Raw genomic sequence first — 22956 nt, forward strand, 5'->3', positions numbered from 1 at the left:
ACATGACGATCCCGAACCCGATCGAAGCGGCCCGCGTCGCGCCGCCGGCCCCGCTCGGCATGCTGGCCGAGCTGACGCACCGCTGCCCGCTCTCCTGCCCCTATTGCTCGAACCCCGTGGAGCTCGACAAGCGCTCCGGCGAGCTCGACACCGAGACCTGGAAGCGCGTGTTCTCGGAAGCGGCCGCTATGGGCGTGCTGCACCTCCATTTGTCCGGCGGCGAGCCGACGGCGCGCAAGGATATCGTGGAGCTGACCGCGCACGCTGTGCAGGTCGGGCTCTACACCAACCTCATCACCTCCGGCATCGGCGTGGCGCGCGAGAAGCTCGAAGAGCTCGCCAACGCAGGCCTCGACCACGTCCAGCTTTCGATCCAGGACGCCGAGGCCGAGAACGCCGACAAGATCGCGGGCCTCAAGGGCGCGCACAGCCGCAAGCGGATCTTTGCGGGCTGGGTGCTGGAGCTTGGCCTGCCGCTGACGATCAACGCCGTGATCCACCGCGGCAATGTCGAGAATATCGAGGCGCTGGTGAACATGGCGCTCGAATTCGGCGCCCGCCGCGTCGAGATCGCGCATTCGCAATATTACGGCTGGGCGCTTGAAAACCGCCGCCAGCTGATGCCGACCCGAGATCAGGTCATGCGCGCCGCGGCCACCGTCGAGCGCCTGCGCGACGAGCTCAAGGGCAAGCTCGTCATCGACGCCGTGGTGCCGGACTACTACGCCAAGCGTCCGAAACCGTGCGTCGGCGGCTGGGGCCGCCAGTCGCTCAACGTCACGCCGCAGGGCAAGGTGCTGCCGTGCCACGCGGCCGAGACGATCAAGCACCTCGAATTCGACTACGTCACCGACCGCAGCTTGCCCGACATCTGGGCGAACTCCTCCTCTTTCGAAGCCTATCGCGGCACGAGCTGGATGAAGGAGCCCTGCACCTCCTGTCCGCGCAAGGAGATCGATTTCGGCGGCTGCCGCTGCCAGGCGCTGGCGATCGCCGGCGATCCCGCGCAGGCCGATCCCGCCTGCTCGCTGTCGCCGTTCCACGCCAAGATCACGGCGCTCGCGATCAAGGACGCGGTCGCCGACGCGCCGGACTACATCTACCGCCGCTTCGGCGCGACGTCGGGCAATGCTCGCGTGCAGATCACCCGCAACGGCGCGCCTGCCGAATAACACCCCGGGGACAACGCTTCCTTGGCGTATTCGGGCGGCGCGCTTATGTTGGGCGCGTCCCCGACACGCATGCCTTTGAGCCGCCCGAACGATGACCTTCGTCGACGCCCAAACTGCCCCGCTTCGCAAGAACGGGACGATCAAGATCCACGGACCTGATGCTTTCGAGGGAATGCGGAAGGCGGGCCGTCTGGTCGCCGAGGCGCTCGACATGCTGTCGGATCACGTGAAGCCGGGCGTCACGACCGAGGCGCTCGACAAGCTCGCGCTCGAGTTTGGCATGGACCACGGCGCGCTGCCGGCCTGCCTCTATTACCGCGGCTATTCCCACACGATCTGCACGTCGATCAACCACGTCGTCTGCCACGGCATCCCGAACGACAAGCCGCTGCGCGAAGGGGACATCGTCAATGTCGACGTCACCTACATCCTCGACGGCTGGCACGGCGATTCGAGCCGGATGTTTGCGATCGGCGCGATTCCGCGCCGCGCCGAGCGGCTGATCGAGATCACCTACGAATCACTGAACCGCGGCATCGCGGCCATTCGCCCGGGCGCCACCACGGGTGACATCGGCGCCGCTATCCAGCGCTACGCCGAGGGCGAGCGCGCCTCGGTCGTGCGCGACTTCTGCGGTCATGGCATCGGCCGGCTGTTTCATGACGAGCCGAACATCCTGCATTACGGCCGCCCCGGCGAAGGCGCAGAGTTGAAGCCCGGCATGCTGTTCACGGTCGAGCCGATGATCAATCTCGGCCGGCCGCACGTGAAGATCCTCGGCGACGGCTGGACCGCGGTCACCCGCGACCGTTCGCTCTCGGCCCAGTTCGAGCACATGGTCGGCGTGACCGAAGACGGCTGCGAGGTCTTCACGCACTCGCCCCGCGGCATCGAGATGCCGGTTTTTACCGCGGCCTGATCGAGATGTTCTACTTGCTTCGAGACGCCTTCCTGTCGGAAGGCTCCTCAGCATAAGGGCCGTTGAAGCAGCCATGCTGAGAAGGCTGCCGTAACAGCCGTTTCGAAGCTTGCAGGCGCTTGCCGTTCGCGAGGTCCCGCTTCACGGTAGGCGTCAAAGACGTCGTCCCCGAGCCGAGCGCAGATGCCCGTCGAACACGAAGACGCCCTCCCCGGCTTCGATGAGGCGCCCGTCAAAAAGCAGCCGCCGTCTGAAGAGCCCCATTATCTCGGCCACCGCGCCCGGCTGAAGGCTCGCTTCCTCGAAGGCGGGCCGGAGTCGCTCGCGGATTATGAGCTTCTCGAAGTCGTGCTGTTCCGCACGATTCCCCGCTCGGACGTGAAGCCGCTGGCCAAGCATCTGATCGCGACCTTCGGGTCGTTCGCGGACGTGCTGGCCGCGCCTTACGAGCGGCTGGTCGAGATAAAGGGGATCAAGGACGCGACCGCGACCGACTTCAAGATCGTCGAGGCCGCGGCCAGGCGCTTCGCCAAGGGAGCGGTGACCAAACGGCGGGCGCTGTCGTCGTGGTCGTCGGTCATCGATTACTGCCGCACCGCGATGGCGTTCGACGACCGCGAGCGTTTCCGAATCCTGTTCCTCGACAAGAAAAACGGCCTGATCGCCGACGAGGTGCAGCAGACCGGGACGATCGACCACACGCCGGTCTATCCGCGCGAGGTCGTGCGCCGCGCGCTAGAGCTGAGGGCGAGCGCGCTGATCCTCGTGCACAATCATCCCTCCGGCGACCCGACGCCAAGCCGCGCCGACATCGAGATGACGCGGACCATCGTCGACATCGCCAAGCCGCTCGGCATCGAGGTCCATGACCATGTCATCGTGGGACGCGAAGGCCACGCGAGCTTCAGGGCCCTCAAGCTGATATGACCGATCAAAGGGCGACGCGGCGCCGAAAAATGGGGCGCCGAACCCCTTTCCACGCGCGTTCAGCGGATTAGCATCTCTCCAGTCGTTTGCGTCACAGGAGTACGCCTCGCTTGCCCAGAGCCTTCGACGAGATGACGCTCGCGGACGGGTCTATCCGCTCCGCCTATGCCAAGCTCGCAGACTGGCTCAGCGGCGCTCCCGCCGATCTGCTGCAGTATCGCGTCAAGGAGGCGGAGCTCCTGTTCCGCCGCATCGGCATCACCTTCGCGGTCTATGGTGATCAGCAGGCCCAGGAGCGGCTGATCCCGTTCGACATCATTCCCCGCATCATCACGGCGAAGGAATGGTCGATCCTGACCAAGGGTCTGGAGCAGCGCGTATCGGCGCTGAATCGCTACATCTCGGACGTCTACGGCAAGCGTGAGATTCTCCGCGCCGGCGTGGTACCCGAAGATCTCGTGTTCCAGAACGAGGCGTTCCGCCCGGAGATGGCCGGCAAGACGCCGCCGCACGATCTCTGGGTGCACATCGCCGGCATCGACATCGTCCGGGTCGATTCCGAGACCTTTTACGTGCTCGAGGACAATGCGCGGACGCCGTCGGGCGTCTCCTACATGCTGGAGAACCGCGAGGTGATGATCCGGCTCTTTCCGGAGCTGTTCGCCAAGCACCGGGTCGCGCCTGTCGAGCGTTACGCCGATGAGCTGCTGGCCACGCTCCGCTCGCTTGCGCCGCGCACCTCCTCGGCCGATCCCAACGTCGTGCTGATGACGCCCGGCGTCTACAACTCGGCCTATTACGAGCACTCGTTTTTGGCCGACAAGCTCGGCATCGAGCTCGTCGAGGGCCGCGATCTCTTCGTGCGCGACGACGTCGTCTACATGCGCACGACGGAAGGCCCTCAGCGCGTCGACGTCATCTACCGGCGTATCGACGACGAGTTCATCGATCCGCTGGTGTTCCGCCCGGATTCGGCGCTCGGCGTGCCTGGGCTGATGAGCGCCTACCACGCCGGCAACGTCACGCTGACCAACGCCGTCGGCACCGGCGTCGCCGACGACAAGGCGATCTACAGCTACATGCCGGAGATCATAAAGTTCTACCTCGGCGAAGAGCCGATCCTGAAGAACGTGCCGACCTATCGCTGCCGCGAGCCCGAAGCGTTGAAATACGTGCTCGACCATCTCGATGAATTGGTCGTGAAAGAGGTCCATGGCTCGGGGGGCTACGGCATGCTTGTCGGGCCGCACGCCTCGAAGGAGCAGATCGAGCTGTTCCGCGCCAAACTCAAGGCCTCGCCCGCGGGCTTCATCGCCCAGCCGACGCTCGCCCTGTCCACCTGCCCGACTTACGTGGAATCCGGCGTCTCGCCGCGCCACGTCGACCTCCGCCCGTTCGTGCTCACCGGCTCCGACGGCGCCCGGATCGTCCCCGGCGGCCTGACCCGCGTCGCGATGCGCGAGGGCTCGCTGGTGGTGAACTCCAGCCAGGGCGGCGGCACCAAGGACACATGGGTGCTCGACGAATGAGCGCGCCTGGTTCCTCCCCTAGCCTTTCCGCAATCAAGAGCCGCGTGACGCCTTGCTGAGCCGCACCGCCGACAATCTGTTCTGGCTCTCCCGCTACGTCGAGCGCGCAGAATCGCTCGCGCGGATCCTTGAGACCACGCAGCGGCTCGCCTCGCTGCCGGCGGCCTATGGCGGGCTCACCAACGAATGGGAGAGCGCGCTTGCGACCGCCGGCGCTTCCGAGACCTTCTTCGCCAAGCATGACGAGGCGACGCAGGACACCGTCGTCGCCCACATCGCCTTCGACCGCGACAACCCCTCCTCGATCCTGAACTGCGTCGAGACCGCGCGGCACAACGCACGCTCGGTGCGCACCGCGCTCACCATCGAGATGTGGGAGGCGATCAACGGCGCGTGGCTCGAACTCCGCCGCATGGCCGACCGCAAGCTCGAAGGCGAGGAGCTGACGCGCTTCCTCGGTTGGGTGAAGGAGATCGGGCTACGCTTCGACGGATCGGCGCACCGCACGATGCTTCGCAACGACATCTACGATTTCTCGCGCGTCGGCATGCTGCTGGAGCGCGCCGACAACACCGCGCGCATCCTCGACGTGAAGTACCACTTGCTGCTTCCCGAGCAGGGCGAGGTCGGCGGCGGCCTCGACTACTATCAGTGGTCGGCGATCCTGCGCGCGGTCTCCGCCGTCACGAGCTACCACTGGGTCTATCGGCAGAGCCTGAAGCCCTGGCTGGTGGCGGATCTGCTGATCCTGAACGATCAGATGCCGCGGTCGCTTGCGGCATGTTACGCGGAGCTTGTCCGCCATCTCGATCATCTCGCCCGCAGCTATGGCCGCCAGGGCGAGGCGCAGCGCATCGCCCGCAGCGGGCGGGTGAACCTTGAAAACGGCGACATCCGCTCCGTCTTCCAAAGCGGACTGCACGAGTTCATCACGAAGTTCATCGGCGACAACAACCGGCTGGGCGCCGCGATCCACGCGCAGTACCTCGCCTGATGGCCGACCCGCGATGCGCCTGATCATCAGCCACCAGACGGCCTACACGTTCGAGACGCCCGCCACCGGGGTCATCCAGACGCTGCGCCTCTCGCCGCGCAGCCATGAGGGCCAGCACATCGTCCGCTGGCGGCTCGACATCGACCGCGACTGCCGGCTGCGCTCGGCCGAGGACGCGTTCGGCAACCAGACCCATGTCTTCGCCGTCGACGGGCCGATCGACAGCCTGACCGTATTGGTCGAAGGCGAGGTCGACACGCAGGACACCAACGGCATCGTCCGGGGCGCTCCCGAGCGTTTTCCGCCCGCGCTCTATCTGCGCGAGACGCCCCTCACCGCGCCCGACGCCGAGATCGCGGCCTTCGCCGCGGAGGCAAGCGAGGCCGCGAAGGGCGATATCCTCGGCTCGCTGCACAATCTGCTCGATCGCCTGCACGAGCGTATGGAGTTCGAGGTAGGACCGACCGACGCCCACACCACGGCGGCCGAGGCCTTCCGCATCAGGAAGGGCGTGTGCCAGGACCTGACGCATGTCTTCCTCGTCGCCGCCCGCTCGCTCGGCATCCCGGCGCGCTATGTCGGCGGCTATTTTCGCCGCGACGACTGCGCCGACCAGGAGGCCGGCCACGCCTGGGCGGAGGCCTACGTGCCCGGCCTCGGCTGGATCGGCTTCGACGCTGCGAACGGCGCGTGCCCGACCGAAGGCCATGTCCGGGTCTCGCTCGGGCTCGACTATCTCGGCGCGGCGCCGGTACGCGGCTCGCGCTACGGCGGGAGCGGCGAGACTCTCGCGGTCGCCGTCAGCGTAACCGACGCGCTGGCCCACCGTGCGCATCGCCGTTCCTGACGGCTTCTTCATCGCACGATTAGATTTCGCACATGCGCCCTCCCGGAGAGTGTCGCGCCGCGAAGAGTCTTGATAGCGTCGCGCCGCTGTGAAGTCCGGGAATCGTCAATGACCTATTGCGTCGGCATCCTCGTCCGTGACGGGCTGGTCATGATCGCGGACACCCGCACCAACGCCGGCATCGACAACATCGCGACCTTCCGCAAGCTGAAGATCGTTTCCGAGCAGGGACGCCGCACGCTCGCGATCGCGACCTCAGGCAACCTCTCCGTCAGCCAGTCGGTCGTCTCCATGCTCGCCGAAGGCGTCGAGAACCCTGAGACGGGAGAGCTCGAGACGCTCGAGGCGCAGCCGACCATGTTCAAGGCCGCGCAGCTCGTCGGCCGCGCTGTGCGCGAGGTCTGGCGCGTTGACGGCGCCAGCATGAAGGAGATGACCGCGCGCTTCGACGTGCAGATGCTGTTCGGCGGCCAGGTCGCGGGCGGACGCCTGCGCCTGTTCATGATCTACGCCGCCGGTAATTTCATCGAGGTGACGCCGGACACCCCCTATTTCCAGATCGGCGAGCACAAATACGGCAAGCCGATCCTCGACCGCGCCGTGAACTACGAGACCGACCTCTACGACGCGCTGAAGATCGGGCTGATCTCGATGGATTCGACGATGCGGTCGAACCTCGGCGTCGGTCCGCCGATCGACGTCCTGGTCCTGAGAAAGGACGCCCTGGTCCCGGAGCTCGATTACCGAATCGAGCCGAACGACCGCTATTTCCTCGATCTGCGCGAACGCTGGTCCCAAGCGTTGCGCACCGCGCACATCGAGATCCCGCGGCCGCCCTACGGGTCGAACGTGCCGGGGGATGTCGAGGTCTAGGCGCGCTTTACGCCCGAGGCCCCCTCATCTTGAGATCATAAACGCGACGGCGAAGCCCCCTCTCCCGCTTGGGGGAGTGTAAGGGTGAGGGCGCGCCTCAAGAAAGAGCGCCGCCGCCCCTATTCGCCCAGCGTCGGTCCCTGAGGCGCTTCCGGGCGGGCGCCGCCCTTACAATCCACCAGCCAGACATCGTAGATCGGGTGCTCGACGCCCGACAGGCCGGGGCTGGACGCGAACATCCAGCCGGAGAAGATCTTGCGCTTCTCGTTGGAAAGCGTGGTCTCCTCGACGTCGACATAGGACGTCGTGTTGGGCGCCTCGGTCGGCGGGCGCGTGTAGCAGACGTGCGGCGTCACCTTCAGCGCGCCAAAGGTCGCCGACGAGTCGATTGCCGCATCGAAGACGGTGATCCGGCCGGTGATCTTGTCGAGGCCGTTGAACACGGCCACCGGGTTCTGGATGCGCGGCGTGGGCGCGATGACCTCGGGCTTTGCGGCTCTCGGCTGCGGCTCCATCGTCGACGCGCCGGGCGCCTGCGCGAAAGCGGGCGCTGCGAAGGCGATCGGCAATGCGGCGAGCAGGCGAACAATCGAACGATGCACGGGGATCTCGTCGCGCGGGACTTTGAGCGGGCGTCGCCCGAAGACTGACGCCTCGAATGCGGCGGCCTTGAGGGCGGCGCTCAGTCGTCCGGCGACCAGGCCTGGTAGTCGCCGGTCGCAGCCGGCCGCTGGCGCAGCGACAGCGCCGAGCCCTTCGGACGATAGGCGTCCGCCTTGCCGGTGCGGTTGTCGCGGTGCGGCTTCTCCCACTCGCGCGCGGAATAGTTTTCGTTCGCCGGCGGCACGTTGACGGTGTGGTGCATCCAGCCGTGCCAGCCCGACGGAATCGCCGAGGCCTCGGCGTAGCCGGCATAGACCACCCACCGCCGCTCGGTCGAAAACGCCGCGTTCTTCTTGGGGTCGTTCGGCAGCCGGTAATAGCGGTTGCCAAACTCGTCCTCGCCCACGAACTCGCCGCCCTTGAGCGCGACGCGGGTGCCGATGGTGGAGCCGTTCCACCAGGTGAAGATGTCGGTGAGGATGCTCATCAGGGACATGCGCGGTCGCCGGGCTTGAGCCATTTAGAGGGTCCGCTCCGGTATCGGACGCCGGAGCGCGATTGTCCATAACGCGGAACGCGAGACGAAGCCTTTTCCAGAACGCTCAGGAGCGGATGAAGTCGACGAAGGCGCGGAGCGGCGCGGGCACGCGGCGGCGTCCGGGATAATAGAGGAAAGGCCCACTGAAGGTCTGCCACCATGGCTCGAGAACGGGCTCCAGCGCGCCGCTCTCGATGTGCGGCTTCAGCCAATCCTCGAACAGCTGGATGACGCCGACGCCCTCGACCGCCGCCGCGACGGCCAAATCAGTCGCGCCGCCTATCCGCACGCGCAAAGGCCCGGCCGGGTCGACCCGCACGACATCGCCGTCCCGTTCAAACTCCCAGGCCGGCATGGTTCCGCTCGCAAACTGCCCCCGCAGGCAGGCGTGCCGAAGCAGGTCGCGCGGATGCTCCGGTCGGCCGTACGCATCGAGATATTCGGGCGAAGCGGCGGTCGCGAAGCGCAGGACCCGCGGCCCGATCGGGGTCGCGATCATGTCCTGCTCGAGCCGCTCGTCGAAGCGGATCCCTGCGTCGCAGCCCGCAGCGAGCACGTCCACGAAGCCGTCCTCAGCGACCACCTCCATCCGGATGTCGGGATACGCTTTGAGGAAGGGCGGAACGATCGCCGGGAGAACCATGCGCGCGGCGTAGACGGGCACGTTAAGACGGAGCGTTCCGGCGGGGCGGTCCCGAAAGCTGTTCACGACGTCGAGCGCGGCCTCGACCTCGCCCAGCGCAGAGCCAAGGCGTTCGGCTAGACGCGCGCCGGCCTCGGTCGGCGCGACGCTGCGGGTGGTGCGGTTGAGCAGGCGGACCCCGAGCCGCGCCTCAAGGCGGCGGACCGCAGCGCTGAGGCTGGAGGCCGAGGCGTCGCTCGTCCGCGCCCCTTCCCGGAAACCGCCTGCCCGGACCACCGAGAGGAATGCCGAGAGATCCTGAAGATCGGCGCTCATTGTCCGGCTTTCCGCACGCATCTGTGCCGACTTCACGGGATTATCGTTCAGAAGGTCAAGGCCATATGCCGGACGCATCCTCTTGGGAGACGACGATGACCACTCTAGGGAAAGCGGGCGACTTCACGCTCGGCGATCGGCGCGTGAACCGGATGGGCTACGGCGCCATGCAGCTCGCCGGACCCGGCGTCTACGGGCCGCCAAAAGACCATGACACCGCGCTTGCGGTGCTTCGGGAAGCGGTCGCTGCAGGCGTCAACCACATCGACACCAGCGATTTCTACGGACCCCACGTCACCAACCAGCTGATCCGCGAGGCGCTGAGCCCCTACCCCGCGGACCTCACCATCGTGACCAAGGTCGGCGCCACGCGCGGGACCGACAAGTCTTGGAATCCGGCGCAGAGCCCGGCTGAGCTGACCAGCGCCGTGCACGACAATCTCAGCAATCTTGGCGTCGACGCGCTCGACGTCGTCAATCTGCGGCTCTGGGGCGACGGCCACGCACCGGCGGAAGGCTCGGTCGCCGAGCGGTTCGAGACGCTCGCCGAGCTTCAGCGCCAAGGGCTGATCCGCCATCTCGGACTCAGCAACGCGACAGGAGCGCAGGTCGCGGAAGCGCGCGGCATCGCCGAGGTCGTCTGCGTCCAGAATCAGTACAATCTCGCTCATCGCGAGGACGACGCCCTGATCGACGAGCTTGCCGGAGACGGCATCGCCTACGTGCCGTTCTTTCCGCTCGGCGGCTTCACGCCGCTCCAGTCGGACGCGCTGTCCCGCACGGCGTCCGCGCTCGGCGCGACCCCGATGCAGGTCGCGCTCGCCTGGCTGATCGCGCGGTCGCCGAACATCCTGCTGATCCCCGGCACCTCCTCGCTTGGGCATCTGAAGGAAAACCTCGCGGCGGCGGAGCTCGCATTGCCGGTCGACGTGCTGGTCGACCTCGACGGCATTGGAAAGGCGGCCTGAAGCAGGGGGCGTCGGCCAGGCGGATCCTGCGCGGCGGCTGAAACTTAGGCAGTGAGGATTATCCCCACTGTCATCCACAAGACCTCAGATCCGCCGCGGAGCGTCGAGGACGTTGAAAAACGAACGGTTCGGCGGCCCCGACCACCGTTCGTCAACCTTCCATTCACAACCTGTCGACACTATATCTAGTGTCGCCTGACGGCCACGCTGACAAGGGATAGACAAATCGAGCGTGGAAAGTTGGAAATCGCGACTCGACGCTCCCGGCAGACTCGCACTAGCTTCCGGACCTCGCCAGACCAGTGCCGCAAGAGGCGGCCCGGCGGCGGAAGCACATTCGAGCATCGTCGCGGGCAGGCGTATCTCTGTCCCGATCGGACCGGCGCAGGGCATGCGCCGGAACGGGGACTTGCGTCCGACGATGAGCATGAAGACGCCGGCGTTTGTCGCTGGCCCGAGCGCGTCGCGGGGGCGCGCCCGACCTGACACTTCTGGAGCTTCGGACCGATGCGCATCGAACGTCGCTACACCAAGGCCGGCCAGTCTCCTTACGCGGACATCGCGTTCCGCAAGGCGACCAGCGAGATCCGCAATCCGGACGGCTCCGTGGTGTTCCGCGCAGCCGACATCGACGCGCCTGAGGCGTGGAGCCAGGTGGCGGTCGACATTCTTGCGCAGAAGTATTTTCGCAAAGCCGGCGTCCCGACGCGGCTGAAGGCGGTCGAGGAGAACACCGTTCCCTCGTGGCTGTGGCGCTCGGTCGCCGATGAGAGCGCGCTGTCGAGCCTGCCCGATTCCGAGCGTTATGGGCCGGAGACCGACTCGCGTCAGGTCTTCTCGCGCCTCGCCGGCACCTGGACCTATTGGGGCTGGACGCACGATTATTTCGACACCGAGGAGGACGCGCACGCCTTCTTCGACGAGCTCGCCTACATGCTCGCGACCCAGAAGGCCGCGCCGAACTCCCCGCAATGGTTCAATACCGGCCTGCACTGGGCGTACGGGATCGACGGTCCGAGCCAGGGGCACTTCTACGCCGACCATCTGACCGGCGAGGTCCATGCGTCGGCCTCGTCCTACGAGCGGCCGCAGCCGCACGCCTGCTTCATCCAGGGCGTCTCCGACGACCTCGTGAACGAGGGCGGCATTATGGACCTCTGGGTCCGCGAGGCGCGCCTGTTCAAGTACGGCTCCGGCACCGGCTCGAACTTCTCCGGCCTTCGCGGCGAGGGCGAGCGGCTGTCGGGCGGCGGCAAGTCGTCCGGCCTGATGTCGTTCCTCAAGATCGGCGACCGCGCAGCGGGCGCGATCAAGTCCGGCGGCACGACGCGGCGCGCGGCCAAGATGGTCGTGGTCGACGCCGACCACCCCGACATCGAGGCCTACGTCTCCTGGAAGGTGAAGGAGGAGCAGAAGGTCGCGGCGCTCGTCACCGGCTCGCGCATCGTCAAGAAGCACCTCAAGGCGATCCACAAGGCCTGCGTGAACTGCGAGGGCGAAGGCGACGATTGCTTCGTCGCGGACCGCAACCCCGCGCTCAAGCGCGAGATCAAGCTCGCCCGCCGCGCGCAGGTTTCCGACAACATGATCCGCCGCGTGATCCAGCTCGCCAAGCAGGGGCGCGACGACGTCGACGTCGAGGCGCTGACGACCGATTGGGACGGCGAGGCCTATCTCACCGTCGCCGGCCAGAACTCCAACAACTCGATCCGCGTCACCGACGACTTCCTGCGCTCGGTCGAGAGCGACGGCGACTGGTCGCTGATCTCGCGCACCACCGGCAAGCCCGTGAAGACGCTGAAGGCGCGCGGCCTGTGGGAGCAGGTGTCCTACGCCGCCTGGGCCTGCGCCGATCCCGGCGTGCAGTTCCACACCACGGTGAACGACTGGCACACCTGCCCGGCTTCGGGGCCGATCCGCGCCTCGAACCCGTGCTCGGAATACATGTTCCTGGACGACACGGCGTGCAATCTCGCGTCGCTGAACCTGCTGCAGTTCCGCCGCGACGATAAAACCTTCGACGTCGAGTCCTACGCCCACGCCTGCCGGCTGTGGACGATCGTGCTCGAGATCTCCGTGCTGATGGCGCAGTTCCCCTCGCGCCAGATCGCGGCCCTTTCTTGGAAGTACCGCACGCTCGGCATCGGCTACGCCAACATCGGCGGCCTGCTGATGTCGTCGGGCGTCGCCTATGACAGCCCCGAGGCCCGCGCGCTCTGCGGCGCCCTCTCCGCGCTGATGACGGGCACCGCCTACGCCACCTCCGCCGAGATGGCGGGCGAGCTCGGCGCGTTCGATGGTTTCCCGGAGAACCGCGACCACATGCTGCGCGTCATCCGCAACCATGCCCGCGCCGCGCGCGGCGAGGCTGAGGGCTACGAACAGCTCTCGACCCTCCCCGTCCCGCTCGACATCGCCTCCGTCAAGGAAGGCGCGATCGTCGAAGCCGCTCAGGCGGCCTGGGAGCGCGCGGAAAAGCTCGGCGAGCAGATGGGCTTCCGCAACGCGCAGGTCTCGGTCGTCGCCCCCACCGGCACGATCGGTCTGGTGATGGATTGCGACACGACCGGCATCGAGCCCGACTTCGCGCTGGTGAAGTTCAAGAAGCTCGCCGGCGGCGGCTACTTCAAGATCATCAACCGCGCCGTGCCGGAGGCGCTGCGCGCGCTCGGCTACGCCGAACACCAGATCGCGGAGATCGAGGCCTACGCCGTCGGCCACGCCTCGATGCGCCAAGCCCCCGCGATCAACCCCTCGACGCTGCGCACGAAGGGTTTTCCGGACGCGCTGATCGAGACGCTGGAAGGCGCCGCAAAATCGGCGTTCGACCTCAAGTTCATCTTCAACAAGTGGACGCTCGGCGAGCGCTTCCTGGTCGACACCCTGCAGGTGCCGGCCGAGAAGCTGGAGGACCCGTCCTTCGAGCTCCTGACGCATCTCGGCTTCTCCAAGGCCGAGATCGAGGCCGCGAACACCCATGTCTGCGGCGCCATGACGGTCGAGGGCGCGCCGCACCTGCGGGTCGAGCACTACCCCGTGTTCGACTGCGCCAACCCCTGCGGCCGCACGGGCAAGCGCTTCCTCTCGGTCGAGAGCCACATCCGCATGATGGCGGCGGCGCAGCCCTTCATCTCGGGCGCGATCTCCAAGACCATCAACATGCCGAACGAGGCGACCGTCGCCGATTGCGCCGCGGCTTACGACCTGTCCTGGAAGCTCGCGCTCAAGGCCAACGCGCTCTATCGCGACGGCTCGAAGCTCAGCCAGCCGCTGAATTCGCAGCTGATCGCCGACGACGCCGAGGAAGAGGACGACGCCGTCGAGGCGCTGGTCGCCCAGCCGGCCGCTGCGCGCACCGCGCAGGTCATCGAGAAGATCGTCGAACGCGTGCAGATCGTGCGCGAGCGCGAGAAGCTGCCGAACCGCCGCCGCGGCTACACCCAGAAGGCGATCGTCGGCGGGCACAAGATCTATCTGAAGACCGGCGAATATGACGACGGCCGCATCGGCGAGATCTTCCTCGACATGCACAAGGAGGGCGCGGCCTTCCGCTCGGTGATGAACAACTTCGCCATCGCGGTCTCGCTCGGCCTGCAATACGGCGTGCCGCTTGAGGAGTATGTCGAGGCCTTCACCTTCACGCGGTTCGAGCCGAACGGCTTCGTTCAGGGCAACGACACGATCAAGAACGCGACGTCGATCCTCGACTACGTGTTCCGCGAATTGGCGATTTCGTACCTGTCTCGCTACGACCTCGCCCATGTCGACCCGTCCGACATCACGCCGGACGCGATCGGCACGGGCGTGAGCCAGGACAAGGCCCCTGCCCCGGCGCCGGTCTCCAAGGGCCTGCTCCGTGGTCGGCAGCTCTCCTCGGTCCCCGGCGGCTCGAACGAGCCGAAGGCGTCGGCCGCGAGCTCCAACGTGACCGCGATCGGTGGCCGCCCCGCGACGACCGCGATGTCAGGAGGAGCGGCGACGGCTCTGAAGAGGGAGCCCGCCGAGGCCAAGGAAGAGGTTCCCGCCCTCGGCCACCTCGCTTGGGAGGCCCCGAAGGAGCCCGCCCCGGTCGCCAAGTCCGCCGACGCGCGGCGGATGGAGGCCCGGCTGAAGGGCTATGAGGGCGAGAACTGCTCGGAGTGCGGTAACTTCACGATGGTGCGTAACGGCACCTGCCTGAAGTGCGACACGTGCGGCTCAACGAGCGGGTGTAGCTGAGAGGCAGATAAGGGTCATTGAGAGACCGGTCATAAGTCGTCCTCAAAGCCGTTTTCGCTTCCTCAAACCCGGGCAAAACCTTTCCTCAAGTCTCAGAGCCTCGATATCGGTTTAGATGGATGAACGGAACAATCGGTGCAGTTGTGAGACCGCTGATTGTCTTTCGCCAAGGGGGTTTTACAGACCGCAATACCGTCCGAAAGACTTTTGCTGTAGCTGCTCGCTAGGGGACCTTGCGAGAACTACGGAATCAACCTCCGGGCGGCCAAGGGGCTGCCCGGAAAACTTCAGCGAACGAACCATGAATCTGGCTTGGAGCGGCGGACCTCGGGACATCCCGGATTCTTCGAAGCGACCCTTCAACAAGGAGCGACGCGATGACAGGGCACATGACCTTCTTCCCGCTGGGCAACGCAGACACAACGCTGCTGCGGCTCACCAATGACGACCTGATCCTTCTCGACTACGCGAACATGCGCTCCGCCACTGACACGAGCGACAAGCGCATCGACTTGCCGAAGGCGCTTCGCTCCGAACTCGCCGACGCAGGCCGCAAGTCCTTCCGGGTCGTGGCCTTCACCCATCTGGACTAGGACCATGTCCACAGGGCGTCCGAGTTTTTCGAATTCGAGCACAGCAACAGCAGACAGGGCGGCGATCGCGTCCGTATGGACGAGATGTGGGTCCCGGCCGCGGCGGTGACCGAAACCGGGCTCGACGAAGACGCCCGCGTCATTCGCCAGGAGGCCCGTCACCGTCTCCGCGAGGGCAAGGGGATCAAGGTCTTCTCCCGTCCCGAGAACTTGGCTGGCCTACTCGACGAATGGGGCCTGTCGGTTGAGGACCGCCGCCACTGCATCGTCAACGCCGGGGAGCTCGTGCCCGGCTTCTCCGTCTCCGGACCCGAACAGGCTGAGTTCTTCGTCCACAGCCCGTTCGCCTGGCGCACCGACGACGGCCTCGATGATCGAAACGAGAACTCAATCGTCATGCAGATGACGATGCGCGAGAACGGGAACGACACCTTCGCGCTCCTCGGCGCGGACATCGACCATGAGACGCTCTCCCAGATCGTCCGGACCACCAGGGATCACGGCAACGAGGATCGCCTGCACTGGGACGTGCTCAAGCTGTTCCACCACTGCTCGTACAGGTCGCTCTCTTCCGAAAAGGGCGAGGACATCACGGAGCCGGTCGAAGACGTGAAGTGGCTGTTCGAGGAGCTCGCGCGCCAGAAGGAGATCATCATCTCGCCGAGCTGGCCGATCCCGGCGAAGGGGTCGCTCTACGACGACGATCAGCCACCGCACAGGCAGGCCGCCCGCTACTACAAGCAGATCATCAAGGACTCGGATGGCGAGTTCAAGGTCACGATGGAGACCCCCAGCGAGGCTGCCCCGAAGCCGATCAAGCTGCGGGTGTCCGCCGCGGGAGTGACGATCGTCTCGTCGGCCGCCCCGACGGTGGCCGCCGCGGCGTCGTCCGGGACGACCCGGGCCGGTTGATCGGATGTGGCGGTTCGGCGAAAGCGAGGAGCTCGGCGCGGACGACCTGAACGTACCGCTCGCACGAGAGTTCGCGGCGCACGTCAGGGATGCCTGCGGCGAGTTCTGCCGACTGGTCGATTGCCGACGGCTTGATAACGGGGTGGAGATCGTCACCTTCGAGATCGACATCGACCTTCCGCAACGCCCCGTCTACGCGATCCTGGCGACAGAGAGGGTCTCGGCCTGCTTCGCGCCGAGCAACAGCGGCGCTCCGCTGGTCGTTGTGGACCGAGAGGATTTCCCGGACACACCGCACCAGGGCCTTGTCTTCGAAGGCCTGCCCAGCCTCCTCTGCGTGGACGACCGTCCCTGGCAAGACGTCCGGGGCGGCTACACGGCCTCCGAGCTCATGTCGCGCATCGCGATCTGGTTCAGGAAGGCGTGCGAAGGCGACCTCCACGGAGCCGACCAGCCGTTCGACGCCTTCTTCGGCCTGGACGGCGATTTGGACATCATCATCCAGCACGACGCCCAGGGCGCGATGGCGGCGGGCGGCGAACTCAACGTCTGGTCGACGGACGACAGGATCCGCTTCCTGATCATGACCACAGCCCCGCGGAAGGCGGACTTGGCTGACACCGTTGGCATTCACGTCCTCCACGTGGCGGTGGAGCCTGGCGCCATGCGCCGCATCCGCCGCGCACCTCGCACCCTGCAGGGCCTCGCCGTCTTGCTGGCCGATCGCGGCGTCGATCTCTTGGACCGGCTGAAGACATCCGTTGTCGAATGGACCGAAGCCGGAGGGAACGCCCAGAACCGCAAGTGGGTCTTCTGCATCCTCGTCAGCATGCCGCAGATCCATCCCCTGACGGGGGCAGTCGGTGCGACGCGTCCCATGGCGTTCCTGTGCCACGCGAGCCCCGGCGAGATCGGCGTCGCGATGGGCGTTCTCGAGGCCAACAAGAGCGATGCGGCGAGGGAAGTCAGCTATGTCAGGGTGGTGGGGGCCATGCCTTCCGCTGAAGGCCTTCAGGCGCTGTCCGTCCAGATCGCGCCGGTGCACCTGGAGCTCGAAGCCGCTCGATCCGCGATAATGGCAGGACGCACGGAACCCGACCTCCGGCGCATCGTGATGATCGGAGCCGGATCACTTGGGTCGCTGCTCGCGGAGAACCTGGCTCGAGAAGGGCTCTTCCGCTGGACCGTAATCGATCCTGACACCTTCCTGCCCCACAACGCAGCGCGTCACACCCTGACGCGGGACGAGTTCGGGAAAGCGAAGGCTTCCGAACTGGCTGCCCGCCTCCTCGCGATCAGGGCGGACACGGCTCCAGAAGCCATCTGCGAGAACGTGCTGGCACTCAAGGAGGGCAACAAGACTGAGCCAGCCTTGGACGCTGCGGATGTCATCCTCGACTGCTCGGCTTCGGTGCCCGTATCCCGCTGGCTCTCGGATCGTCCGGGTGGCGCGCGTCGCCTGTGCGCCTTCTTCACGCCCGACGGACGGGCAGCGGTGCTGATGGCCGAATCTGAGGACCGCGCCGTAAACCTCCGCGACGTGGAAGCGGCTTACCTGAGGGAAGTCCTGACGAACCCATCGCTGGAAGGACACCACCGCCCCTCCCAGCAGATGCGTTACACGGGAGCGTGCCGCGCGCTCACGAACAGGATCCCTGCGTCTTCGGTCGCGCTCCTCTCGAGCCTTATCGCTTCCGCGCTGCCCGAAGCCTCTTCAAGGACGAAGGCGACGCTCAAGATCTGGACGCTTCGTGGCGGAGGCGTCGACTGCGTCACGGCCTCCACCGCGTCCCTAAGAAGCAAGATCGGAGACTGGGGCATCACGCTGCCCCGATCGCTCGCGGAGGAACTCGACCGGAAGCGCGCCGACGCCCTGCCGAACGAGACCGGAGGGCCCCTCATCGGCATGATCGACCAAGAGGCTCGCCACATCACCGTAGCGCACGTTTTGCCCCCTCCCCCGGACAGCGTCGCCTCGCCGACGGGCTTCGAGCGGGGGACCGATGGCCTGCATAGGAGCATCGAGGAGGCGCAAGCGCGGTCGGGCGGACAGGTACGTTACGTCGGCGAGTGGCATTCGCACCCAAAGGGAAGCTCCGCGGACCCAAGCGTAATCGACCTGGCGCAGATCGATCAGCTCTCGCACTTGATGAAGATCGATGGCCTCCCTGCCATTTCGCTGATCGCCGGCGAGGGCGAAGTGGGTTTCTTACTCGGAAAGGCGGATTGATGACCGCAGGCGTCTTCCCGTCCAGCGGCAGGATCGGGCTCGCCCTCTCAGGCGGAGGCATCCGCGCGGCGGTCTTCCACCTCGGTGTCCTCAAGCACCTCGCCGAGCAAGGGCTGCTCGAGCGCGTCACCCAGGTCTCGACGGTGTCGGGCGGGAGCCTGATGGTGGGCGCGGTCTTCTCCAGCACGGGCGGCCGGTGGCCCGCGTCCGCGGAGTTCCTGAAGAGCGTCTATCCGTCCGTGCGGGAGACACTCGTGTCCGGTGATCTCTTCAGCTTCCGGGCGCTCGGCGTTGGCGGCTTGCTTCGGGAGAACGTCGGCGTCCTGTTCCGACGTGCGAACATTCTGGCGAGGCTCTTGCGGGCGCGGTGGGGCATCAGGCTGAAGCTGTCAGACCTACCCGAAAAGCCTGTCTGGCACATCAATACGACCTGCCTCGAGACGGGCAAAAACTGGCGCTTCGCGCGCGCCGCTATGGGCGACTGGCAGTTCGGTCGGCACTACTCACCCGACGTAGGGGTGGCGGAGGCCATCGCCGCTTCGGCGGCGGTCCCGTACGTCATCGGCGCGCTGAAGCTGCCGCTGCCGGAGCACGGCTGGTGGCAGACCAATCCGGCGACGAAGGATCCCATCAGGCAAATCACGCCGCCGCAAAGGAGCGTCCGGCTGTGGGACGGCGGGGCCTACGAGAACATGGCCCTCGAGCCGCTCTACAAGCCGACGGATGGGTTACAAGACTGCGAAGTGCTCATCTGCAGCGATGCATCGGCGCCTCTGGGCGGACCGAGTTCGATCCTGTCGAGCCTTCTTTCTGGGCGTCTGGCTTCGCCACGCCTGTTCGACATCGCCGCCGACCAGATCCGCTCCCTTCGATCTCGCATGCTGGTCAAGTCCATCAAGCAGGGCGAAGTCCACGGCTTCCTGTTTCGCATAGGCGCGCCAGCACGAAGCCTAGATCGCGAGGCTGCCGCTTCCGGCGAATTCCTGAGCGATCAGGAGAGCGGCGCGTGCTTGAGCTACCCTACGAACCTGACCAAGATCTCCTCTAGCAACTTCGACCTCATTGCCCGTCATGGGCACGAAGTCGCCCGACTGACGATTGCTGCATTCGGAGAGCGGCACCCTCACCCTGCGTAGGGAGCGACGTTCAGGCGAGGGGGCCGGGCTCACGGAACCCACGGCCCAGTCCAAACACCGCTTGAGCCGGGCGCACCGCATGGTCTTGAAGCCGTTGCGCGCGCAGACGAGATCAGGTGCGACGGAACGAGGTACCTGCTTGAGCGACACGTCTCCACCAACCGCCCCAACGACGGCGATCCCGGTCGTCTCCACGCGTGGCCTGAGCGAGGACATGATCCGGGCGGTCGTTGACCGCTTCTACGCGAATGCCCGCGAGGACGAGCTCGTCGGCCCCGTGTTCAAGGCCGCGGTGCCCGACCAGAGATGGCAGGCTCACCTGGACACGATCGTCGACTTCTGGAGCTCGGTGTTGCTGGGGACCAGACGCTACGACGGCCGCCCCCTGCGCAAGCACCTCATGCTGCCCGAACTTCAGGACGTCCAGTTTCGTCGGTGGCTCGCCCTTTTCCGGCAGACAGTCGAGGAGGTGTGCCCGCCCGACCTGGCGGCATTCTGGGTCGACCGGTCCGAGCGCATCGGCAACTCGTTTCGGATCAGCGTCAGGATGCACAACGGGGACGACGTGACGGGCCTGCGGCCGCTCGAGCGCGAGGTCCTGCCCTGACGCAAGGCGCCCGGCGCAAGCGTCGCGGGCACTTCACGCAACCGTCTCGACCCTCCGAGAAGCCTTACAGGCGCACGGCTCCTTAAACTCTGCGGGGCACCATCCGGGGCATGGCCAAGCCGCCCCGCCCTCCACGCGAGATCAAGCGCTCGACCGACGTCCCGGACGCGTCGGTCGCCAGTCCGCCGTTGCTGCGGAGGCGCGACCCGCGGCAGGCGGAGCTGTTCACGACCAGCTTCGTCGAGCCGTGCAAGCCGACGCTGAGGTCCAGGGCGCCCGTCGGCTCTCGCTGGCAGTATGAGATCAAGCACGACGGCTACAGGGCCCAGTGCCACGTCAACGGGGGCAACGTCCGCATCTTCACCAAGGGCGGCTTCGACTGGGCCGCGCGCATGCCGGCGATCGTTATGGCGCTCCAGGCCCTGCAGGTCGACGATGCGGTGATCGACGGCGAAGCCTGCATGGAAGGGCCGGACGGCATCACGGACTTCTTCGCCTTGCATGCCGCGCTCGCGGCGAAGAGCGCGCCCGCGGCCTTCCTCTACGCCTTCGACCTGCTCCACCTGAACGGCGAGGATCTCCGGCCCCTGCCACTCGACGAGCGCAGGCTCCTGCTCGAGGACCTCCTGATCTACGGGCCAGGCACCCTGCGCTTCAGCGAGCACGTTCTGGAGGATGGTCCCGGCGTGGCGGCTGCCGCCTGCCAGCTCGGTTTGGAGGGCATCATCGCGAAGCTGCGCGACGCCCCATACCGCTCCGGCCGAAGCGAGACCTGGCTCAAGGTGAAGTGCGTCCAGTCCGGGACGTTCGTCGTCACCGGGTACGACCCCGACGGCCGGACAGGGGTGCGATCACTCGCGATCGCCGAGCAGCTCGGCCGCAAGCTCCTCCCCGCCGGCTCCGTTGGGTCCGGACTGACGGCGGTGCTCAGCCGGGACCTCCGGCGGCGCCTGGACGCTGGCGAGACGGTGACGGTCGAGGTCGAGTACCGCGGCCGAACGCCAAGCGGCGGGCTCAGGCACCCGGCGCTAAAAGGCATCCCGGAGCACTAGGGCTGCTTGTGCCTTCGCGCTCGCGCTGCCCCTCAGTCCCAATCATAAGCCTCGCCAAAGGGCGTCGCGTAGACCAGTAGACCGTCGCAGCCCGGGGACAAGTTTTTCCCGCGGCGCTCACAGATCTCCACCCACTTCTCCGGATACTCTACGAAGATCGGCCATCCCCCTCGGCTCCATAGCAGATCCAAGTACGAGGGTGTCGTCCAACCGTCGTATTCGTAAGAGCGGCCACCCGGCGTTTGGAACCTGCCCGCGACGGTGCCGTCTCGGCAGTAGCTGGGGTTCTCGCGGGCGAAGTCATCGACATCCTCTTCGAGATGCTCCCTTCGCGAGTTGAATTGCGTCTTGATGATGTAAGCAGCGGCAGCACGACACCGCTTGCTATTCGGATCGAAGCTCGGTCGAGAGTACGGATCTTCTTCGTAAACCGAGGGCCGTCCGAGGAGCTGAACCCCGCCAAGGAGGCACCCAAGGAGAGCCAGCGGTACGAACACGTTGAGGACGCCGAAGCGGATCAACGCGCCACCTCAGCAAGGCTCCCAAGGTCTTCCTTCTCGCCTCTCGCCACGATCCTCAGCACTTCGTCCGGCAATGGCCGCTGCAGCGCCTTCGCCTCGCTCCAGTCCGCACGCATCCACACGTCGATCTCCTCGGGCGTGGTGAGGATCACGGGCATCGCCTTGGGGTGGATCGGCGCGACGACCGCGTTCGGCTCACTCGTGAGGAAGCCGTAGACATCCGCCGTCACGACGCCCTCCTTGGCCTTCCGGACCGAGGTCCAGTTCGTCCAGATCCCGGCGAACACCGCCAGAGGCCGGCTCTCGTCGAGCGCGAACCAGACGATCTCCTTCTTGCCGTCCGGCAGCGTGTCGTACTCCGAGAAGCTCGTCAGGGGGACAACACACCGTGACGCGGGTCCGAGCCAGGGCCGCCAGTGCTGGGACGCGACGTTGCGGATGTTGGTCGTGCCGATGTCCGGCTCGACCTTCAACAGCGCCTGGAAGTCGACAGCTTGGCCCTTCTTCTCCAGCGCCGCGGCGCGCTTCTTCGTGTTCTCGAAGATGGCCCGGCTCGAGGACGGCATGCCCCAGCGGGCCATTACGAGCTCGCGGCCTTCGGCGCCGTTCCTGACGATCGGCGCCGGGTAATCGGGGAAGATCCCGGGCATCGGCGGCAAGTTGCCAGTTCGGTCGACCAGCGCCTTCGTCAACGCGCGGATCGCGGCCTGGCCCTTGGTGAGGCTGTAGAGGTTGCACATTCAGGGATGCGCTCTGAGCTTCTTGCGCATCCAGAACTGGCTGTTCTCTTCAATGAAGGCTTCGAGTTCGCCGAACATCTCGTACCCGTGACGGCGATAGAACTCGGGAGCCTGAAAGCTGAAGGTGTAAAGGTATGCATCCGTGCATCCCTTGTCCGCGCCCGCCTGTTCGGCCTGCCGAAGGAGGGTAGAACCAACGCCTGAGCCTCTAACTCGCTCGTCAACCCAGAGCATCGCGACATAGAACCAGTTCGCCGAGATGAAGCCCTGGACGCCACCGACCACCGCGCCGTCTTCGTCACGCGCCACGATCCAAACCGTAGAGGGCGGTGGGAAAGGACCTGCCCGCGACTCGTTGAATTTGGTCAGCCCTCCGAGACTGCGTTCTGGGCAGCCTCGTCTGGAGCATCGTCCAGCGTGATACCGACGCTCATGCGACCTCCGATGCCTGCGGCAACACAGCAGATCCTCCAAGATCCTCCGGACCGACCGTCTCGGCGCCGACACAGCTAGGTTTATCGCAGCAGTCGTCGCTGACGCCTCGATAAAACCGAACGACAACCTTAACGCAGGTTCGCTAGCGCCCCTGCCGCGCGTCACACCTATGCTCCTCTGAGGT

The 22956-nt window shown here is 66.2% G+C and carries 19 protein-coding genes and 2 pseudogenes; 15 read left to right on the forward strand and 6 right to left on the reverse strand.

Annotation, left to right across the window (positions count from 1 at the left end):
- Positions 1 to 2: 2 nt before the first annotated feature.
- The 7 genes from pqqE to EYR15_RS06200 all read left to right on the forward strand — a co-directional run bounded on the left by pqqE (position 3) and on the right by EYR15_RS06200 (position 7261).
- Positions 3 to 1172 (forward strand): pyrroloquinoline quinone biosynthesis protein PqqE, encoded by a 1170-nt coding sequence (gene pqqE / locus EYR15_RS06170; RefSeq protein WP_245498191.1) that lies wholly within the window; start codon positions 3 to 5, stop codon positions 1170 to 1172.
- Positions 1173 to 1263: 91 nt separating this feature from the next.
- Positions 1264 to 2091 carry a type I methionyl aminopeptidase gene (map, locus tag EYR15_RS06175; protein ID WP_131002117.1) on the forward strand — a complete coding sequence of 276 codons (828 nt, stop codon included), beginning with the start codon at positions 1264 to 1266 and terminating at the stop codon, positions 2089 to 2091.
- A 183-nt stretch (positions 2092 to 2274) separates the two neighbouring features.
- Positions 2275 to 3018 (forward strand): RadC family protein, encoded by a 744-nt coding sequence (radC, locus tag EYR15_RS06180; protein WP_131002119.1) that lies wholly within the window; start codon positions 2275 to 2277, stop codon positions 3016 to 3018.
- A gap of 110 nt (positions 3019 to 3128) precedes the next feature.
- Positions 3129 to 4547, forward strand: coding sequence for a circularly permuted type 2 ATP-grasp protein (locus tag EYR15_RS06185; protein ID WP_131002121.1), 1419 nt, complete (start codon positions 3129 to 3131; stop codon positions 4545 to 4547).
- A 52-nt stretch (positions 4548 to 4599) separates the two neighbouring features.
- Entirely contained in the window at positions 4600 to 5541 is a 942-nt protein-coding gene (locus tag EYR15_RS06190; RefSeq protein ID WP_131002123.1) for an alpha-E domain-containing protein, read from the forward strand.
- Positions 5542 to 5554: 13 nt separating this feature from the next.
- On the forward strand, positions 5555 to 6388 hold the full coding sequence (locus EYR15_RS06195) for a transglutaminase family protein (protein WP_131002125.1): 834 nt from the start codon (positions 5555 to 5557) through the stop codon (positions 6386 to 6388).
- A gap of 108 nt (positions 6389 to 6496) precedes the next feature.
- On the forward strand, positions 6497 to 7261 hold the full coding sequence (locus EYR15_RS06200) for a proteasome-type protease (RefSeq protein ID WP_131002126.1): 765 nt from the start codon (positions 6497 to 6499) through the stop codon (positions 7259 to 7261).
- A gap of 158 nt (positions 7262 to 7419) precedes the next feature.
- On the opposite strand, the pseudogene EYR15_RS06205 reads toward EYR15_RS06200, so the two are convergent.
- The 3 genes and pseudogenes from EYR15_RS06205 to EYR15_RS06215 form a co-directional block, all read right to left on the reverse strand.
- Positions 7420 to 7776, reverse strand: a pseudogene (locus tag EYR15_RS06205) (DUF2155 domain-containing protein); the annotation flags it as partial.
- A 167-nt stretch (positions 7777 to 7943) separates the two neighbouring features.
- The gene (locus EYR15_RS06210) at positions 7944 to 8354 is read right to left on the reverse strand and encodes an NADH:ubiquinone oxidoreductase subunit NDUFA12 (RefSeq protein ID WP_382239058.1); all 411 of its coding nucleotides are present in this window, start codon (positions 8352 to 8354) and stop codon (positions 7944 to 7946) included.
- A 112-nt stretch (positions 8355 to 8466) separates the two neighbouring features.
- A complete protein-coding gene (locus EYR15_RS06215; protein ID WP_131002130.1) occupies positions 8467 to 9360 on the reverse strand; it encodes a LysR family transcriptional regulator in 894 nt (297 codons plus the stop codon).
- Between the two features lie 95 nt (positions 9361 to 9455).
- Here EYR15_RS06215 and EYR15_RS06220 point away from each other — a divergent pair, with 95 nt between their 5' ends.
- The 8 genes and pseudogenes from EYR15_RS06220 (at position 9456) to EYR15_RS06250 (ending at position 21076) form a co-directional block, all read left to right on the forward strand.
- Positions 9456 to 10328, forward strand: a complete 873-nt coding sequence (locus EYR15_RS06220) for an aldo/keto reductase family oxidoreductase (RefSeq protein WP_131002132.1) — start codon at positions 9456 to 9458, stop codon at positions 10326 to 10328.
- 507 nt (positions 10329 to 10835) lie between these two features.
- Positions 10836 to 14546, forward strand: coding sequence for a vitamin B12-dependent ribonucleotide reductase (locus EYR15_RS06225; protein ID WP_131002134.1), 3711 nt, complete (start codon positions 10836 to 10838; stop codon positions 14544 to 14546).
- A 377-nt stretch (positions 14547 to 14923) separates the two neighbouring features.
- On the forward strand, positions 14924 to 15139 hold the full coding sequence (locus EYR15_RS17140) for a hypothetical protein (protein ID WP_245498175.1): 216 nt from the start codon (positions 14924 to 14926) through the stop codon (positions 15137 to 15139).
- Positions 15140 to 15151: 12 nt separating this feature from the next.
- Positions 15152 to 16051: pseudogene (gene mblB / locus EYR15_RS06230) on the forward strand (anti-phage 6A-MBL system MBL-fold protein); the annotation flags it as partial.
- Positions 16052 to 16055: 4 nt separating this feature from the next.
- The gene (cap2-3, locus tag EYR15_RS06235) at positions 16056 to 18281 is read left to right on the forward strand and encodes an anti-phage 6A-MBL system cap2_3 protein (RefSeq protein WP_131002136.1); all 2226 of its coding nucleotides are present in this window, start codon (positions 16056 to 16058) and stop codon (positions 18279 to 18281) included.
- Entirely contained in the window at positions 18281 to 19417 is a 1137-nt protein-coding gene (locus tag EYR15_RS06240; protein WP_131002138.1) for a patatin-like phospholipase family protein, read from the forward strand. Before cap2-3 ends, EYR15_RS06240 begins: the two co-directional genes overlap by 1 nt.
- A gap of 139 nt (positions 19418 to 19556) precedes the next feature.
- Positions 19557 to 20024, forward strand: a complete 468-nt coding sequence (locus tag EYR15_RS06245) for a group III truncated hemoglobin (protein WP_245498177.1) — start codon at positions 19557 to 19559, stop codon at positions 20022 to 20024.
- Between the two features lie 110 nt (positions 20025 to 20134).
- Positions 20135 to 21076 (forward strand): ATP-dependent DNA ligase, encoded by a 942-nt coding sequence (locus tag EYR15_RS06250; protein ID WP_131002142.1) that lies wholly within the window; start codon positions 20135 to 20137, stop codon positions 21074 to 21076.
- Between the two features lie 32 nt (positions 21077 to 21108).
- Here EYR15_RS06250 and EYR15_RS06255 read toward each other — a convergent pair whose 3' ends face one another.
- The 3 genes from EYR15_RS06255 to EYR15_RS17285 are packed head-to-tail and all read right to left on the reverse strand — an operon-like array spanning position 21109 to position 22937.
- On the reverse strand, positions 21109 to 21597 hold the full coding sequence (locus tag EYR15_RS06255) for a hypothetical protein (protein ID WP_131002143.1): 489 nt from the start codon (positions 21595 to 21597) through the stop codon (positions 21109 to 21111).
- On the reverse strand, positions 21594 to 22337 hold the full coding sequence (locus EYR15_RS06260) for an SOS response-associated peptidase (protein WP_131002145.1): 744 nt from the start codon (positions 22335 to 22337) through the stop codon (positions 21594 to 21596). Before EYR15_RS06260 ends, EYR15_RS06255 begins: the two co-directional genes overlap by 4 nt.
- Positions 22338 to 22937 carry a GNAT family N-acetyltransferase gene (locus tag EYR15_RS17285; protein WP_342635536.1) on the reverse strand — a complete coding sequence of 200 codons (600 nt, stop codon included), beginning with the start codon at positions 22935 to 22937 and terminating at the stop codon, positions 22338 to 22340.
- Positions 22938 to 22956: the final 19 nt, after the last annotated feature.

The sequence above is a fragment of the Hansschlegelia quercus genome (assembly GCF_004310425.1).
GTDB lineage: Bacteria > Pseudomonadota > Alphaproteobacteria > Rhizobiales > Methylopilaceae > Methylopila > Methylopila quercus.